This window comes from Levilactobacillus spicheri DSM 15429 (genome assembly GCF_001435095.1).
In the GTDB taxonomy this organism is placed as follows: Bacteria; Bacillota; Bacilli; order Lactobacillales; family Lactobacillaceae; genus Levilactobacillus; species Levilactobacillus spicheri.
The window spans coordinates 211,945-229,578 of record NZ_AZFC01000015.1 but is presented as its reverse complement, the minus strand read 5'-3'; the positions used below and the strand labels follow the sequence as shown (position 1 = coordinate 229,578).

14 protein-coding genes are annotated in these 17,634 nt (G+C 57.6%); 2 read left to right on the top strand and 12 right to left on the bottom strand.

Annotated features, from left to right (window positions below):
• Window positions 1-111: 111 nt before the first annotated feature.
• The 4 genes from FD37_RS04895 to adhP form a co-directional block, all read right to left on the bottom strand.
• Entirely contained in the window at window positions 112-1,245 is a 1,134-nt protein-coding gene (locus FD37_RS04895) for a vitamin B12 independent methionine synthase (protein WP_056963873.1), read from the bottom strand.
• A gap of 798 nt (window positions 1,246-2,043) precedes the next feature.
• Complete coding sequence (locus FD37_RS04890) at window positions 2,044-3,573, bottom strand: ABC transporter permease/substrate-binding protein (RefSeq protein WP_056963871.1); 1,530 nt, start codon at window positions 3,571-3,573, stop codon at window positions 2,044-2,046.
• Between the two features lies 1 nt (window position 3,574).
• Entirely contained in the window at window positions 3,575-4,507 is a 933-nt protein-coding gene (locus FD37_RS04885) for an ABC transporter ATP-binding protein (RefSeq protein WP_056963869.1), read from the bottom strand.
• Between the two features lie 246 nt (window positions 4,508-4,753).
• Window positions 4,754-5,770 carry an alcohol dehydrogenase AdhP gene (gene adhP / locus FD37_RS04880; RefSeq protein WP_056963867.1) on the bottom strand — a complete coding sequence of 339 codons (1,017 nt, stop codon included), beginning with the start codon at window positions 5,768-5,770 and terminating at the stop codon, window positions 4,754-4,756.
• Window positions 5,771-6,122: 352 nt separating this feature from the next.
• Between adhP and FD37_RS04875 the strand changes: the two genes are divergently transcribed.
• Window positions 6,123-7,355 (top strand): ArgE/DapE family deacylase, encoded by a 1,233-nt coding sequence (locus tag FD37_RS04875; protein WP_056963865.1) that lies wholly within the window; start codon window positions 6,123-6,125, stop codon window positions 7,353-7,355.
• A gap of 241 nt (window positions 7,356-7,596) precedes the next feature.
• Window positions 7,597-8,091, top strand: coding sequence for a GtrA family protein (locus FD37_RS04870; RefSeq protein WP_082605125.1), 495 nt, complete (start codon window positions 7,597-7,599; stop codon window positions 8,089-8,091).
• 185 nt (window positions 8,092-8,276) lie between these two features.
• Here FD37_RS04870 and FD37_RS04865 read toward each other — a convergent pair whose 3' ends face one another.
• From FD37_RS04865 to FD37_RS04830, 8 genes are all read right to left on the bottom strand, one after another.
• Entirely contained in the window at window positions 8,277-10,373 is a 2,097-nt protein-coding gene (locus FD37_RS04865; protein ID WP_056963863.1) for a WxL domain-containing protein, read from the bottom strand.
• Between the two features lie 20 nt (window positions 10,374-10,393).
• Window positions 10,394-11,407, bottom strand: a complete 1,014-nt coding sequence (locus FD37_RS04860; RefSeq protein ID WP_082605124.1) for a WxLIP family cell surface protein — start codon at window positions 11,405-11,407, stop codon at window positions 10,394-10,396.
• Between the two features lie 122 nt (window positions 11,408-11,529).
• Entirely contained in the window at window positions 11,530-12,150 is a 621-nt protein-coding gene (locus FD37_RS12585; protein ID WP_082605123.1) for a WxL domain-containing protein, read from the bottom strand.
• A gap of 208 nt (window positions 12,151-12,358) precedes the next feature.
• A complete protein-coding gene (locus FD37_RS04850) occupies window positions 12,359-13,021 on the bottom strand; it encodes a hypothetical protein (protein ID WP_056963857.1) in 663 nt (220 codons plus the stop codon).
• A gap of 433 nt (window positions 13,022-13,454) precedes the next feature.
• Entirely contained in the window at window positions 13,455-14,825 is a 1,371-nt protein-coding gene (locus FD37_RS04845; protein ID WP_056963855.1) for an amino acid permease, read from the bottom strand.
• A gap of 321 nt (window positions 14,826-15,146) precedes the next feature.
• Entirely contained in the window at window positions 15,147-15,695 is a 549-nt protein-coding gene (locus tag FD37_RS04840) for a GNAT family N-acetyltransferase (protein WP_045807599.1), read from the bottom strand.
• 26 nt (window positions 15,696-15,721) lie between these two features.
• Complete coding sequence (locus tag FD37_RS04835) at window positions 15,722-16,165, bottom strand: flavodoxin domain-containing protein (protein ID WP_045807600.1); 444 nt, start codon at window positions 16,163-16,165, stop codon at window positions 15,722-15,724.
• 385 nt (window positions 16,166-16,550) lie between these two features.
• Window positions 16,551-17,555 (bottom strand): tRNA dihydrouridine synthase, encoded by a 1,005-nt coding sequence (locus FD37_RS04830; RefSeq protein WP_056963853.1) that lies wholly within the window; start codon window positions 17,553-17,555, stop codon window positions 16,551-16,553.
• Between the last annotated feature and the right edge of the window lie 79 nt (window positions 17,556-17,634).

Below are 17,634 nucleotides of genomic sequence, written 5' to 3'. Positions count from 1 at the left end.
CGCGAAAATGCCGACTTTTCCGTCGATTTTCCGATTTCTTAGACCCCGCTTAATGAGTTTAGCAAAGGCGTGTAACGATTGGGTGGCTAATTCGTAAAAGGGACGTAAAACTTACTTGCCCCACACGTCAGTCGCAATCTGCTTGACCAGCTTCAGCTTGGCCCACTGTTGGTCTTCCGTCAACTGGTTCCCCTCTTCGGTCGAGGCAAAGCCACACTGCGTCGACAACGCCAGGTTGTCCAACGGTACGAATTGGGCCGCCTGCTGGATCCGCGCCTTGATGTCGTCCGGATTCTCCAGTTCGGGGAACTTCGACGTGATCAGGCCCAGCACGATGCGCTTATGAGCGTCGTTGTGCCAGATTTTCTTCAACGGGGTAAAGTCCCCGGCCCGGTCGCTGTCGTATTCCAAGAACAGCCCGTCGTAGTGCAGCTGCCCCAGGTAATCGGCCACGTCGTCGTAACCGCCCGAGAACAGATAGGTCGACTTAAAGTTCCCACGGCAGATGTGGGTCGTGACGGTCAGGTCGGCCGGCAAGTCCGCCAGCACCTGGTTGATCACCTGAACCGCGTCCTGCGCCAGCTGCTGGTACTTTGCGTGTTCGTCCGGTTGGTCGGCCGTGGCGTTCAATTGGCTGATCAGAAATGCCCAGGTCGTGTCGTCCAGTTGAAGATAGCGGCAACCGAGGTCGTAGAAGTGTTGGATCGTTTGGTGGTAGGCCGTGGCCAAGTCATCCAGGTAGGCGTCCCAGGTCTCGTAGAACTCGTGCCAGTTGTCACTCCGGTTGTCCCGGAACAACATCGTCGGGGACGGGATGGTCTGCTTGACTCGCACGCCAGCTGGGACCAGCGTTTGCAGGTAGCTAAACGTCTTGAAGAACGGGTGATCTGGGTTGTAGGCGATTTTGCCAACCAGGTCCGCGTTGTCGGTCCGGGTCTTACTGCCGTGGAACTTGTAGCTCTGCTGGTAGTCGTAGTGACCGACCCCGGTTAAGCCCCACAGGAAGTCGAGGTGCCACCAGCTCCGGTTGAATTCACCGTCGGTCACGGCCTTGAGTCCCAGGTCCACCTGTTTCTGGACCACGCGCTTGGTCTCATCGTGCTGGATGGCCGCCAGTTCGTCGGCGTCGATCAGGTGCTTGGCGAAGCGGGCCCGGGCCTGCTTCAGGGCTTGGGGCCGTAAGAGACTCCCGACGACATCGTAGCGGTACGGGTATGTAATGGTTGTGGTTTTCGTGGTTGTCATGGGCAATTCCTCCTAAAAAATCATCAGTTATTCTAATCGAGCCATCAAAAAAAGCGCCCGTCCCCAGAACTATCGCTAGTTCTAGGGACGAACGCATCGTGTTACCACCCTACTTCGCCGACCACAGTGGTCAGCCTCATCAGTACCGCAGCGCGATACCTGGGAAGGTAACGGTTCCTACCGATCAAGCAGCGTGAACCGCTTGATAGCTATTCGGAGCTCATCTTCGTGTTGGCGTTACCGGCCCGATCTCACCATGGGGGCTCGCTTAGCGGACAGCCAAACACTACTCTTCTCCTAGCCAATTATGACAGAACGATTAGAATTTAATTGTCATCTTAGGCGTCTTCTGTCGCAATGTCAAGGGGCCGGGTGGCGGAGATTTTAAATACGCAGCCTGCTGACTAATTTCAATCAGTGGAAGCTGTCGATTGCTTCCGCTCAGCTGGGCCGTGACGACCGTGGGCACGACTTCAAGCCACGGAAAGTCACCGTGTCTTGAAGCTCGGCCTTGTGGTAAGTCAGCTGAAAAACGCTGACCAACCACAATTTCACGGTCTGGGCCCATCTGAGCACCAGCAATCTTGACGATAGTGGGGAAAACCACCATATCCTTAATCCAACGTAACAAAGAGACGTTTACGTTTTTTCCGTGACGTTCACCACGAAGGAATACCAACCGCTAGAACGACGTGTCAATAGCACGACTTTTTTTACCAACTAGCAGAACACGTATCTTAAATGGATGAAAATTGTCGCCTCCACCAGCAAGTGAGTAGGCATTCGCCACCCCATCGTCTAGTTGCCCGTCTTCAGCAAGCCCTGCTTTTGCAAGTACTCGCGGGCCACCGTGGCGGCCTTGTGGTGCTTGACCGTGACCAGGTAGTTCATCTTGCGCATGTCCGTCGTAGAGACCCGACCGGCCAGCTTGTTCAGCGTGGTGCGTAGCTCGGGATGCTCCGTCAGCAGCTTTTCGGTCATCAACGGCGCGCCCTGGTACGGCGGGAAGAACTTCTGGTCATCCTTCAGTACGACCAGGTGGTACTCCTGGACCTCGGGGTCGGTGGTGTAGCCGTCGACCAGGTTGATCTTGCCGTGATGGATGGCCTGGTACCGAATCGACGGTTCCATGGTCTTGACGCTGCCGAACTTAAAGCCGTACGCCTTGCTCAGGCCCGGATAGCCGGCACTCTGCTGGTAAAAGTCGGGGTCGAACCCGGCGTGGACCTTGCCCGCGACGCGTTGCAGGTCACTGATCTTCTTCAAGTGATACTTGGTCGCAAAGGCCTGCGTGATCGCAATCGCGTAGCCGTTTTGGTACTTCATGGGTTTTAAATAAGCCATCTGGTATTGAGCCTTCAACGCCTTTTGGGCCCGCTGATAGGTCACCTGCGGGTTACGGCTCGCCGACGACTCGTGCTTGACCAGCGACTCCAGCACCGTCCCGGTAAACTCGGGATAGATGTCGATGGACCCGCTCTGCAGCGCCTTGAACAGGAAGGTCGTCGCCCCAAAGTTGGGCTTGGTCGTGACCTTGATGTTCGGGTGGTCCTGTTCGATTAAGTCCTTGTACATGTTGATCAGGATTTCGGGTTCGCTGCCCAGCTTCCCCGCCACGGTGATGGTCGCCTGGGGTTGAACCAGGTGCCGGTAACCGGCCACGCCCCCGATCAGCACGACCACGACACCCAGCACGATGCCGACCCGGCGAAACGACAGCTTGCCCAGCCAGTCGATGGCCGCCCCGAATAGGAGGGCCAGGGCGGCCGACAAGACGGCCCCGATGATCAGCAACGCGTTATTGTTGGTCTCAATCCCCAACAGGATGTAGGTCCCTAAGCCACCGGCCCCGATCAGGGCGGCCAGCGTGGCGGTCCCGATGATCATGACCAGCGCGATGCGAATCCCGGAGATGATCATCGGCAGGGCTAACGGCAGCTCGACTCGAACCAGCTTCTTCTGGCGCGACAGGCCAAAGGCTTCGGCGGCCTCCTCGAGGTTCGGGTCGATGGTGGTCAACCCGGAGTAAGTATTTTGAAAAATCGGCATCACCGCGTAAATCACCAGCGCGATGATCGACGGAACGGTCCCGATGCCGACCAGGGGAATCAGGATTCCCAAGAGGGCCAGGCTAGGAATCGTCTGGAGAATACTGGTGATCTGCAAAGCCACGTTCGCCGCGCGCCGGTGGTTCATCAGCAGAATCGCCAACGGAATCGCGATGAGCGCCGCAATCAGCAGTGAGACCAGGGAGATGGCGATGTGCTGGCCAATCGCCTGCACGATCTCGCTCCCCTGCGTTTGGATAATATGATTAATCTGTTGCACCCTAGTCGCCCTCCTTTACCGCCAGATAATCGAGTAGGTCCGGGGTCGTCACCTGCCGGGGGCCCTGCGCCGTGGTCACCACGACGGCCGCCTGCTGGCGCAATGCCTGGGCCAACGTTCCCAGCGAATCCGTGGCCATCAGGGTGGCCGGCGCCTGGGTCGGCGTGCCGTAGCCCGCGTTGAGCAGGTTTTGAATCGTCACGGCGCGGGGCGCGGACTGGTTCTGGAAAAAGCCGCGCACAAAATCGTTGGCCGGGTGCTGCACGATGTCGGTCCCCGTCCCGATCTGTTGAAGATGGCCGTTGCGCATGATGGCGATCTCCTGACCCAACCGCAAGGCCTCCGGCATGTCGTGGGTCACGAACACGAAGGTCATCTGAAGCTCGTGGTGCAGTCGCAAGACCAGATCCTGGAGCTGCTTGCGCGAGATCGGGTCGAGCGCGCTGAAGGGTTCGTCCATCAAGACCACGTTGGGCTTGGTGGCCAGGGCCCGCACGATGCCGACCCGCTGCTGTTCCCCACCGGACAATTCACTGGGCATCCGGGTCGCGTACTGGTCCGGGTCGAGGTCGACCTGCGCTAGGAGTTCCCGCGCCCGGTCAATCCGTTGCTTGCGCGGCCAGCCCAGGGACTCCGGCTGGATGGCGATATTTTCTTGGATGTTCAGGTTGGGGAACAGCGCGATGTTCTGCAGGACGTAGCCCATGTTCAGCCGCATCTCGCGCAGATCCGTGTCGCGCAGGTTCTTCCCGTCGACCAGGATGTCCCCACTGGTGGGTTCGATGAGGCGATTGATCATTTTAAGGGTCGTGGTCTTGCCACTCCCGCTGGGGCCGACCAACACAAAAAAGTCCCCGGTCGGGATCGTCAGATTCAGGTCCGCGATGGCCACCTGATCGTCATACCGTTTGGTTACCTGCTTAAACTCTATCATGCGTACCCTCCCATACTTGTAACTTTAAAATTAACAATGATTAAAGCATACCACACTCGTTTCTGGCTGTAAACACACGTTCCCCTTTTTGGCCGTTTATCTCAATTATACCGTTTAGCCTCCAATTTCCTACCGAAGCGCCTTACCCACCCAAAAACGGCCGCGGACCCCCTCAGGGATGCGCGACCGTTCGTCGTTGATTGGAATGAAATCAGGATGTGCCTGCATCCTGTGAGCTGAGTTTAGCTATTTCGTGAAGTCGACGACCATCCGGCCCTCAATCTTTCCGGCCTTCATCTCGTCGATGATGGTGTTGACCTCATCCAGGCGCCGTGTCGCCACGATCGGGTGCACGTCGCCCTCGGCGGTCAGCTGGAAGGCCTCGGCCAAGTCCTGGCGTGTTCCCACTAGGGAGCCAGCGATCTCGATGCCGTCCAAGACGACCTTGGTGATGGCAACCTCCATGGCCCCCTTCGGCAGACCCACGGCGACCACCCGCGCCCCGGCTCGCACGGAATCGATGGCTTGGTTAAAGGCAATCTGGGAGACGGCCGTCACGACGGACGCGTGGGCGCCGCCAATCCGTTCTTGGACCCAGGCGCCGGAGTCGGCGGTCTTAGAGTTAAAGGTCAGGTCGGCCCCGATGCGCTTGGCCGTGGCCAGCTTGTCGTCGTTGATATCAATGGCAATCACGTGGGCCTTGAAGACGTTCTTGGCCCACTGGATGGCCAGGTTGCCCAGACCCCCACAGCCGTAAATCGTGACCCACTGGCCGGGACGAATGTTCGCGACTTTCAAAGCCTTGTAGGTCGTGACGCCGGCACAGGTAATCGAGCTGGCCGCCACGGGATCCAGGTCTTCAGGGACCTTCACGGCGTAGTTAGCCTTCACGATGACCTGTTCGGCCATGGCGCCGTCGACGTTAAAACCGGCGTTTTCCACGTTGCGGCACAGCGTCTCCCGCCCGGTCAGGCAGTACTCGCAGTGACCACAGCCGGCGAAGAACCACGCGATCGAGACCCGGTCGCCCACGGCCAAATTCGTGACGTCGGCGCCGATCTGCGTGACCCGGCCAACCCCTTCGTGACCGATGACCCGGCCTGCGGTGTTACCGAAGTCACCCTGTGCCACGTGCAGGTCTGTGTGACATAACCCACAATATTCCACATCCACCAGGGCTTCGTTCGGCTTTATCGGCCGTAACTGAACATCTTTAATATCAACGTATCCATCTAAATTATCGCGCACAACAGCAGCTTTCATAATTGGAGGCTCCTTTTTCACTTCTAATGATAGGTCTTCTAGTAGGTGATTCCAGCGTATCGTAAGCGCTTACATATTTCAATAGAAAGTTTTTCACCCTAAGATGAATCGCCCATTTTCGGCTCTTCTTTCATTTTAATGAGCATTTATGGAAACCTAAAAGCCGGTTACGTAACTTTATGAAATCAATAATAGTGGAACTTTTTCAATCGTTAACGCGATAAATAATCGTCTTGTAAATTATTTATCGGCTGGTATCTTGACCGGTAAAAAGAAAAGTGCTGTAATCAAGGTAAGTCGCTGTGGCCGCGTTTTCACGGACCGCAACCCGGAAAAATGAGGTGGAACGAACATGGATGAAATTGTTCAAACATTAAGCGATATTGTGAAGCTCGACACCGTGAATGGGTCAGAAAAGCGTGTCGCGGATTACCTGGAGAAGCTCCTGGCCGCCCACGGCATCGCCGCACACCAGGTCGCCTACCAGCCCGACCGCATCAGCCTGGTCGCCGAAATCGGTGACGGCAACGGTCCCGTCGTCGGTTTCGACGGCCACGAAGACATCGTGGCCCTGGGAGACGCCAACAAGTGGCAGGTCGACGCGCTGTCGGCCACGATTCAGGACGGTAAGATGTTCGGTCGGGGCACGTCCGACATGAAGTCCGGCTTGATGGCCGGCGTCTGGGCCATGATTCATCTGAAGGATGCCGGCGTGCCGTTGCACGGGACTCTGCGCCTGATGGCCACGGTCGGCGAGGAGCTGGGCCAATACGGTGCCCGGCAGTTGGCCGAAGCCGGCTACGCTCAGGACCTCGACAGTTTGATCGTCGGGGAACCCAGCGGGGCCGACAAGCGGCTCCTGCAGCAGCCCCAGATTCAACAGATGTTGGCCATCGATGCCGCCGGTGCCGAGAAGATCGCCGCGGCCAACCACACCGATGAACAACACTTCATTGAATTGGCCCATAAAGGGTCGCTGACCTACGTGGTCCACGCCAAGGGCATCGCGGCCCACAGCTCGATGCCGGAGATCGGCAAGAACGCCATCGCCGATTTAATCGCCTTCTATGAGAAGGAAGACGCCTACTTCCAGACGCTCACGGCCACCAACCCGTTGCTCGGCCAGACCACGCCGGTCGTGACCATGGTCAAGGGTGGCGAGCAGATCAACACGGTGCCCGCCAGCGCCGACCTCTCCGTCAAGATTCGGACCATCCCCGAACTGCCGAACGCCCAGATCACGGCGGCTATCAAGCAGATTATCGCCGACCTGAACGCAAACGGCGCGCAGCTGTCCTTCGAGATGATCAGTGACTTCATGCCGATGCACACTGCGGACGACGCACCGCTGGTTCAGGCGGCCGACGACATCGGTAAGGTGGTTCTGGAACAGGCTCTGCCAAAGATCGGGGTCTCCGGGGGCACCGACGCCTCGTCGTTCTTGGCGGCTAATCCCGACATCGACGTCATCGTCTTTGGGCCCGGCAACATCACGGCCCACCAAGTCAACGAATACGTCGACCTCGACATGTACCGGCGCTTCATCACCCTCTACGAGCGGATGATCACTCGGTTGTTGTCCTAAGGTGGTACCGGCTCCATTTCACCACGGGGAAAAACGCCGACACCGCGCTGCTAGATTGACCGTTCCCGCGTCGTTGTGGACGGTCACCAGCAGAGTTGTTTAATCAAAATCGATTCGGGTTAAGTTTCCCAACTAGCAGCACTATTTGTTCAATAGTGTGCCCCGAGGAAAATTTCCCGTCATCAACCATCCATTCTCCATCAACTTCCAGTTCCGTACTCAGAAAGGAAACTACCCAGTTTTGAACGAAAATTCCGAATTACACCAACACAAGCACCCCACGACCGAAGCGGAGTTCGAAGAAGAACTCGACGCGGTCGAAACCAAGGCCAACAACGAGCTGCAACTCTACGCCGTGTGGGGCGTCATCACCGTGGTCTTTAACGTGGTCCTGTTCTACCTGCTGTACCACACCTTACACGTCGAATACCAAGTCGCCAACCTGATCGACTGGTTCTTCAGCGTCCTGTTCGCCTTCGTCGTGAACAAGTTCTTCGTCTTCAAGCACAAGACGGAGAGCCTCTTCAAGGAACTGACCACCTTCTACGGCACCCGGGTCGCCACCTACCTGATTGAGTTCGTCATCCTCTGGATCGGCATCTCCCTGTTAGGCGCCAATGGGACCATCACCAAGGTCATCGGCCACGGGATCGCCATCGCGGTCAACTACGTGCTGTCCAAGCTCTTCGTCTTCAAGAAAAAGGAGACCCCCGCTGGCGAACCTACCAGTCACTAACGCGTCGCACCAGTATTCACCAACTCACCTGAGTCGGTTGGCGCAGCCTCTCCACCCGACTTTTTTGGGCCCAATCGCCAACGTGACGCGCACTAATCGGCTTTCAAAGCAGATACCCATCAACTCATAATTTGCCAGAAAAAATCCCCGTTAGGTCGTAGACCCTAACGAGGATTTTTTTGCGCTCATTCCGGCGCATCGCTTAACGTCCAGGTGAGGCTGCCCCGGTAAGTGCCGGCTGGGGTTCCGCCATTTACCGCCAGCAGGACACCCGTCTTATCGGTCCACTGACCGGTCACGTTCGTCACGCCATCGGCCGTGTTGTGGGTCGTCTGCGTCATGATGGCCGTGGGACGCGCACCCAAGGGGGTCGTTCCCTGACCATCCACGTAGACCGGCTGCCCCGCTAAGGGTTGGCCAGTCTGCGTATTCACGAACCGCGTTGCACTCGCCAGCAGCGTCCAGTGATGCCCGGCGCCCCGGGTATCCTGCACGATGATCCGCCAGCCAGGATTACGCGGCATCAAGCGGTTTTGACCGGTTAATGCGGTCGCTTGAAACCCACTCATCTTCAGCGCCGCGAAGCGCAGGCCGCCCCGGACCGTCACGGGTAAGGTGACGGCCGGCGCGGTGTCGCCAGTGGCACTGGTGGCCAGTAATTTCAAGTGATTCAGACCGGTACGCCATTGATTGGCGGCGACCCGCAGGGAAAATTGTCCTTGGGGGCCGACCACAACGGGCGTTAAGGCCCGGCCGTTAAGGGTTGGCTTGACCGTCAGCTTGGTCGTTGACGCCGGGGTCACGGTTACCTTGCCCCGCACCGTCAGCGCGTGTCGGGAGGACAACGCGTGCGGTGCCGGACTGGTCACGGCCAGTCGTAAGGCAAGGTGGGGATTCACGTCAAGTTGCGGCGTGGTGGCCGTAACCGCCGTCGTGGGCGACGTTATCGTACTGATTGTCGGCGCGACCGACTGAGTGGTGGGCACAGTCGTGGCGCGTCCAATGAGCCGTAGAGTCACTGCTTGTTGGCGACCCAACGACTGGGCCAGTGTGGCGGCCAAGTGGTGATTTTTAAGCGCTGACTTCGCCAACGTTGTGGTTTTTCCAGTAGCGGAGATCAGCTCAAGTCGTTGATACTGAATGTTTTGGGGGAGCGTCAACCGCCCCAGCGTCTGCGCCAGGGACTGCCCGCTCGGATTGGTGATGCGGTAGTCGAGACGTAGCGTGTCGCGACTGACGACCGGCGTCTGCGCCGTGACCGTGGTGTGCTGGTTCAGGTCCGTCAGGGTCGTGGCCACGTGGATCGGCACGCTTTGCGGCGTTTGGTCGACCACGACCAGGTCATCGGCCGCCTGGGCACCCGATGTGGCCGTAAAGCCCCAGCGTGCCCGGTGCGATGCCTGGGCCGCCACCTGTTGCGGGGACAGGGCCACGGTTCGGCTCTGCCCGGTCTGGGCGGCGTCGGTCGTCGCGTTGCGGTCATTGAGCGTATACGTCATGGTCTGCGTCCGCGCGTGCCACCGCAGCGTCAGATGATGCCACTGACCGTCCGCCAGGAAGTTCCCCTGGTTGGCCGCCGTGAGCGTCCCCTGATGGACCAGCGTCGTCGCCAGTGCCGATTGACCACCGTGCGGCGCGCCAGCCGCGGTGACGGGCTGTTGCCGATAGGTGCTGGCGGCGCCGGGAAGTCCGGCGGCCACGTTGTCGGCGGGATACCCCGTCTGAAAGGCGTTGGTATCGCCGGCGGTCGGCTGCCGGTCACCCGCGGCCGTGTTCAGTCCGAGCGCCCAGCTGTGCTGGATGGCCGTTTGTCTCAACTGTTGCGGCGTTTGATGGGTCCCGGACACGACCGCCCAGGTCCCCAGCGTTTCCCCGACAGGTTGGCCGTGAAACTGCGGTTGCGCGGTCGCGCCCCGGGCATCGTTTTGCAAGACCAGCGCGAGGCCGTTCCCGGCCGTGCTGCCCTGGTTGCCCAGGTAGAGCCACGCCCCCACCGTTTGGTCGCGGTCGAGGCGAAAGTCGGCCGTGGGAGACCAGGCGGCCCCAAACTGGTGGGCGCCGTCGGTCAGCCGCAGCGCCTGGGCCCCGTCGGCCGCGGTCACGACTTGGGCGTGACTGTCGGCTTGCGGGGCCGGTGTCAAGGCCGCCTGCCGTGTCTGCAGCGTGACACCCTGAGGGGCCGTTGCTAAGGCGTTATCGTCACTGTCGGCAGGCAGACTGACACTCCCGGTCAATCCCAGGGTCAACACCATTAAACCGACACTTAACCAACGTTTCAGCATTTTGATCCCCCCTCAAGAAATTACGCTTGCGATTGTTGATTCTTGTGGTTGCGGTACAGCAGGTAAGCAATCGTTGCCAACAACAAGGCAATGATGATAGCTAACAGGATGTACAGCCACAGACTGTGCTTGGCCCGTGGATTAGCCGGCGTCAAGCTCTGGGTCTCCTTCTGCGTCACGGTAAAGTTCTTCACGAAGAACCACTCGTGCTGACCGTTGCGCGCGGTCATGTGCAGCGTGTACTTCCCGGGCTTCAAGATCGTGTTGCCCCACGGCAACTGGTAATTAAAGTTGCTGTTGGGCGCCATCTGCACCGGCTTGTTCTGACTCAAAACGATCTTGGTCGAGCCCATCGGCGTCACCGTGGTCTTGGTGCTCAACGACCGCATGATTCCCGGTTGCGCGTTTTGTAAGTTGGCGTAGACCAGGCGGTGCTGGTTATCCTGCGACACCCCGACCCGGTGCATGTGGAGGTCGGCATTGACCGACGCCCCTTCCTGCATCAGGATGCTGACGTCGTAGGCGTACAGGTTCCGAATCGCGATTCGGCCCTTATTTGTTCGCTTCCCAGGTTGCGTCTGCTTGATGTACAGACCACCTAGCAGTTGACCCTTAAAGGGGGTCGTCGGGACCTGGTAACCCAACGTGATTTCCTTGCTCCCGTCGGCCGGAACCGTCACCGTTTGGTTCGGTTGACTGAAGAGCTTGGGCATGTTCACCTGTAACGTCGGGTCGAGTTCCGGGTGTGCTTGACTGTAGTCAATGACCCCGGCCGAGTCGGTCACCGCTTGGTTGACCTGGACCTGTAAACGTTGCGGCTGCGACTGCGTGTTCTTGATGACGACCGCGATCTGCTGGCGTTGACCCGGCTTCACGTGGACGTCGTAATACGTGACCTTTCTGTTCTGTTGATTTGTGGGTCGCAAAGGCAGGATGGAATATCCAACCCCTTGGGCGTGAGCAACTGGAACCCCCAGCAGAAGCCCGCCGAGTAAACTCCCCAAAACGAGCATCCATTTCCAAAACTTTCTCATGTTCAAGCCTCCAAAACAAACATCCTAATTCCAAAAAGAAGGCCGACGCCAACAATTGGCACCGACCTTCCAACATCCCCGGTTCATCTTCATTCAGTTATCGCTCAGCGTATCCGCAGAAGTTAAGCAACCGTGTTGCCCAGCGTCCAAGTCAACGTTGACGTGTAACTCCCTGGTTCTTGCCCAGCTGGAACCGTCAAGTTGATGCCACTAGCTGTGTAAGGAGAGTTCCAAACACCCAAGCCACCGTTGGCAGAGGCTGTTTCAACCACTTGGTTGGTGTTGTCCCCGCTCAAGGTGACGGCTGACGTAACGGGTCCCGTGGAAGGGTTACCTTCGTTAGCCGCAGCGGCTGCGGGTGCTGGCAAGTTCAGAACCGCACCGGACAAGACCTTGCCGTCGCCCGCCGTAGCGGTGGCGTCAGAGTTGTTGAATGGCGTGTTTTGAACGTCGACCGTGTACCCAGTCGCATAACCAGGGTTGGTAACCGTCAATGGATTATCAACGGAAGCCGCGTTATAACTCCCGTTGGTTGCCGTATCAGGAACCAAAGTTGATGCAAAGGTAATGCCTGGCACAGTCGTCAAAGACATCGGTTGCGTCGATGCCGTGAAGGTTGTGCTAGCGCTACTTGTAGATGGGGTGGCTGGTGTTGTTGCGGCAGATGCTGGAACAGCCGCACCGAGACCCAACAACAAAGCAGCTAATCCACTAAATAAAGTGACACGTAATGTGCGCTTCATAATCTCAACTCCTATATTGAATCTTGAAGTTCAGATATCGTGGTTTGCGCGTTTAGGCGTAAATCATAACTCTGTCGTAAAGAATTTCCAATCATAATTAAAAACTAACTTGTTCCAAAAGTTTCACCTGAACCGGTGATTCACTTTAGATAGTAGTCGGTCCCACGAAAAAAGGCCAGTGTTTAGCTGGCCTTTCGTATCGAGGGTTTTAGTCATGAAAGTCGCTGATGGTTAAGGCCTGGAGGTCATTCAACCACTGATAGGTGTCCCCCTGCTGATCGGCGGTGTTTTGGAAACCCAGCGGGCTAAACAACGCGCTGACGGCGGTCCAGTTCACCGTGTCGTTCGTTAAGAGGCTGGTCACAAGCCGCTCCCGCTGGGCGGCCGTGATGGGCGCGGCCGTAACGGTTAGTAAGTTGAGTGCCAATTGCTGGGCCACGACCTGCGCCCACGCCGCCGCGTCTAACGGCTCAATGATCTGGCGCCGGGGACTGAGTGGCATGGCCGGCCCCTCCTTGCGTAGAAAGTGCTGCCACCGTGCGGCCTGCCCCAGCAGGACCGCGTAGAACTGCCAGGGCACCTGGTTGCCGATGCGCTTCAGCGTGACCGGCGTCAAGGCCGTGAGCGACCACTGGACCTGGTCGGGCCCGGCGGCTTGGGCGGTCGTGAGCCATTCACTCATGAACCGCTGAACGGTCGCGGCGACCACCGGCGGCAGTTGCCGGCCCTGGGTCAGCTGGTAGCGGCCCAACAAGAAGTCGGTGACCTGTTCCCAGGCGATGGTGGTGCCGGCCTGTTGTTGCTTCCGGCGTTTAAATTGCCGCAACTGTTTGATGCGGCTCGATTTTGCAAATTTTCCTGGACGACTCATGCTGACCCTCCTAAAAAACCGTTCGGCACCCCCGGGCACCCGCGTCAAACAGATGGCCCAGCGGGAAGCACCGAACGGTTGATGTGTTCTAATTGTTTGTTATAAGCGTAGTGCCCGTTAAAATCGGCGGAGTTGCCGATTGCTTCCACTCAGCTGGGCCGGTCCGAAACGGCTGTGAATAACCAACGCTTCACGCCGGCGAGCAAGTCGCCTCTGTTGCGCTAACACGGTATCGTTACCCTGACGAAACGAGGCCGATTGGCCGCTAACGTTCAATTCATGCCGGTCCCGCAAACGCTCTTGCGCCGGCGTAACCGGCAAAAGACCGTCGAAAATCACGTCACTCACGGATGGTCAGCAGGCATCACTGCCTGCCAGCACACCGCAACAACCACAGTCCCGTCAGTCTGAGCTGGAGGAAGCGCTGGTCACGCTACTCCTCTTTAGCCGCCTTTTCCCGTGGCTGGTACTTGCGGAAGTAGATGATGGTCATGATGGCCAAGAAGACCACCCCGACCAGGATGGAGACCCGCGTCTCGGGGTTCAAGAACATGAAGATCAGCGTCACGAAGAGGAACGCTAACGTCAGGTAGTTGGACCACGGCGAGAACGGCATCTTGAACGGATGCTCCGCCATGTGTTCCATGTTTTGCTTGCGGAACTCGATCTCACTGACTAGGATCACGAACCACGGCACCATGCCGGGCAGCACACTGGAACTGTAGACCATGACGAAGATCTGGCTGGCGTCCTTGAAGAACATCGGCAGGACCACGTTCAACACGATCCCGATGGCGATTCCCAAGGAAATGGCCACGACGGAGTAGAACGGAACCCCGTGCCGGTTCAACAGCGTCATCTTCTTCGGCAGCTGCCCGTTTTCGGCCAGCGTGAAGGTCATCCGGCTAGCACTGTAGATTCCCGAGTTGGACCCGGACAGGGCAGCGGTGATGACCACGAAGTTGATGATCGACGCCGCGGCGGTAATCCCGATTTTGGCGAAGGTCTGCACAAACGGTGAGCCGATCTGGTTCAGCTTGTCCCACGGGTAGATGCTGACGATGACGAAGATGGCCCCGACGTAAAAGATCAGGATCCGGGCCACCGTCGAGCGAATCGCCGCAACCAGCGTGTGCTGTGGGTTCTCGGCTTCCCCCGCCGTGACCCCGATCAGCTCGATTCCCTGATAGGACGCTAACACGATCGACAGGGCAAAAATGAAGCCCTTGGCGCCCCCGGTGAAGAAACCACCGTTTTTCCAAAGGTTCGAGATACCGACCGCATCGCCGCCGTTCCCAAACCCGAACAAAATCACGCCTAATCCGGCAATGATCATCAAGACGATGGTCACGACCTTGATCAGGGCGAACCAGAATTCCAATTCCCCGAACATTTTCACGGAGATCAGGTTGGCGATACACAGGAAGGTAATCGCCACCAGACCGGGAATCCAGTCCGGCAGGTTGGGCCACCAGAAGCGGAAATAGCCACCCAGGGCAATCATTTCACTCATCCCCACGACGATAAACTGGAACACGTTGCTCCAGGCCGTGAGATACCCAAACACGGGGTGCATGTATTCAGACGCGAACGTCGCGAACGACCCGGTGGTTGGATGCACGTACAGCATCTCCCCCAGAGCTCGCATAATTAAGTATAGGAAAATTCCGGAAATGATGTAGGCGATGAGGACGGAAGGCCCCGTCCACTTGATGGTGGAACCAGACCCCATAAATAAACCAACGCCAATGGTCCCGCCCAATGCAATCATCTGCATTTGACGCGAGCTAAGTCTTCTTTGCAATCCAATTCCTTCTTTCTATAGACTAGTTGCCGTCACGCGGACGGCCTTTGAAATGAGAAACCTCACACTTTTAATGGTTAAGTCCCGGTAGTCCTGGACCGCTTCATTAAAAAGCGGTAAAAAAGGTTATTCCCATATGCTACTTGGTTCGTCCCTTTTGCGCAAGCTTTTTCTGTTCCCCGCGTCAAAAGGCGCAAACCACTTTCACCATTATGCCCCAAGCACCGGCCTTATTCAAACCCGGACCACCGCAAAAACGGGCCGTCACCGCCACTTGGCGGTCACGACCCGTTCCTCTCAAAACTTTTTAAGTGTGTCCTGTTAGCTCGCGTGCGCCGTGACGTTGGCGTGCTTCAAGTCCTTTTCGTAGACGTAGCAAGCATCGTCCGGATGGTAGACCCCGACGATTTCGCCCACCTTTTGGAACCCGTTCTTTTCGATCAGGTGTTGCATCTTGGCGTTGTCCTTGTGCGTGTCGATCCGGATGCTTTCGCTTTCCGGATGGTTGTTGGCGATGTACGCGAAGAGGTCTTGGAACAACTTCGACGCGTAACCCTTGCCCTGGTGGTGGGAGAAGATGGCGACCCGGTGCACGGTCACGTACTTGTCAGTATGAACCAACCAGTCACCCTGCAACGTGTCGTAGGCGTGATCCGGGGCTAAGACCACCGAAGCCACCCCTAACGTCTCGTGGTCGTCACTGTTGTAGATAACGGCCCGACCGGCATCGATGTCGGCCTTGATGGTGTCCTTGTTTGGATAATCGTTTTGCCATTGGTCGATCCCGGCGTCCGCTAACTGCTGCTTACCGTCCTCGATAATGCTCAATACTAAATCCAATTCATCTGCTTTTGCTTTCCGTAAGTACATGCATGTCACCTCATTTTTGATTTGCTTTACTCAAAACTCTTTAAAACGCGTTGGGCCAACTGATCGACCCGTTGCCAATCGGCATCGTCCGGGTCCTGGTCAATCTTCACGGAGTCGGCCACCTGCTCACCATTGCTGGAATTCAGCTGAATGGTCAGGTAGTCGACCGCGCGCCCAAAGTGCCGGTGCTGCTTCGAACTGGACCCACAAACCGCAAACTTGGTGCGGTCGAGGTCGACGTCCTTCAAATCTTCGTAGAAGTCCTGGACCTCATCGGGCAGGTCCCCGTCGTGATAGGTGTAGCTCACCAGAATCACGGCGTCGGCGTTCGGTAAGTCGTAGGCGTCGGCCTGGGAGACTTCCGTGACCACCGTCTGGGCGTACGCGGCCAGGTCAGACTGCAGGTGCATGGCGATGGCCTGGTTGCGGCCGGACATGCTGGCAAAAATAATTTGAATCATTGGCGTCATAAGTTCTCTGCTCCTTGCGTTAAAATCATGGTGCTGTCGATGGTTGGTCACCGTTGCGGAAATTTTCCGACTCGTTATTATAGCGTATTTCGAAAAAATCCCCTAGTCATATTCCTCAATTTTCTGAATTTTTTTATTCATTTAATAGTGAAATACTTATCGAAGTGGCCGCCATCAAGACGACTGGTCAGTCGGTCGGTTCCTCCTTAACTTACCACTTTTAGCCGGCAGCACCCTAAAATTTGCTTAACCGGTGACGCGTCCTGCTAGTGGCGGCCCATCAGATTGCTTCCGCGCAGCTGGGCCGTGACGACAAAAACAGGAAGAAAATCCCCGATTAACGTCGAGAACTTTCTTCCTGTTTTTAGCATTCAAAGGTTATTCCTTACTGCGCCGTTTTCATCAGCGGTGAGTCGGCGATCAGTTGCCGGACCTCGTCGGTAGTGTGCGTCTCCATCATCGCGTTCCGCAGTTCCGCCGCGTGGGGCTGACTGCGCACGTAGATCTTGAAGAAACGCTTCAACGACGCGAACCGTTGGGTATCGAAGCGCTCCGAGAAGTCGTCGTACAGGTCCAACTGGTAGTTCAGCAGCGTCAGGAGCTCCTGCACGCTGTGGGCCCGCGGCGTCCGCTCGAAGGCAAATGGGCTGGTGAAGATGCCCCGGCCGATCATGATGCCGTCGACCCCGGGGTGTTCCGCCGCCAAGCGGCACCCGTCCTGGTAGTTTTCGACGTCGCCGTTGATCTGCAACAGGGTGTTCGGGGCGACCTCGTCCCGCAACTTCACGATGTCGTCGATCAGCTCGTAGTGCGCGGCGACCCGGCTCATTTCCTTCTTGGTCCGCAGGTGGACCGTCAACAAGGGAATGTCCTGTTCCAGTAAGAAGCGCAGCCAGTCCGGCCACTCGTCGAGGCGACTGTAGCCCAGCCGCGTCTTGACGCTCACGGGCAGACCAGCCTGCTTGGCTGCGGCGATCACCGCGCCGGCATCGGCGGGGTTGCGAATCAGGTCGCTGCCCCCGTGGTTCTTGATGACCGTCGAGTCGGGACAGCCCATGTTCAGGTCGATGGCCTGATAGCCCCGGTCCTTAACGTTCAGGGCGGCCGCCTCGAAGGCTTCCGGTTGGTTGCCCCAGAGTTGGACCACCGGCATGTGGGCCTCTTCAGGCGCCACGTAGAGCCGGCCCTGGACCGTGAACTTGGCCTTGGGGTGGGTCACGCTAATCGCATTGGTAAATTCGGTAAAAAAGACGTCGGGTGCCGCTGCGCGGGCCACGACCCGCCGGAAGATGGCGTTGGTCACGGCTTCCATCGGAGCAAGCGAGAAAAAGGGCCGGTTTTCGGTCCGGGCGTGCGCGGCAATGGTTTGCCAGTAGTTCGTATCAGACACGGTAAAAATCTCCTTATCACGGTTTAAATAGCCCGTGCCACGGTGCTGGCTACTGCGGCACAAGTCCCCTTATTCTACC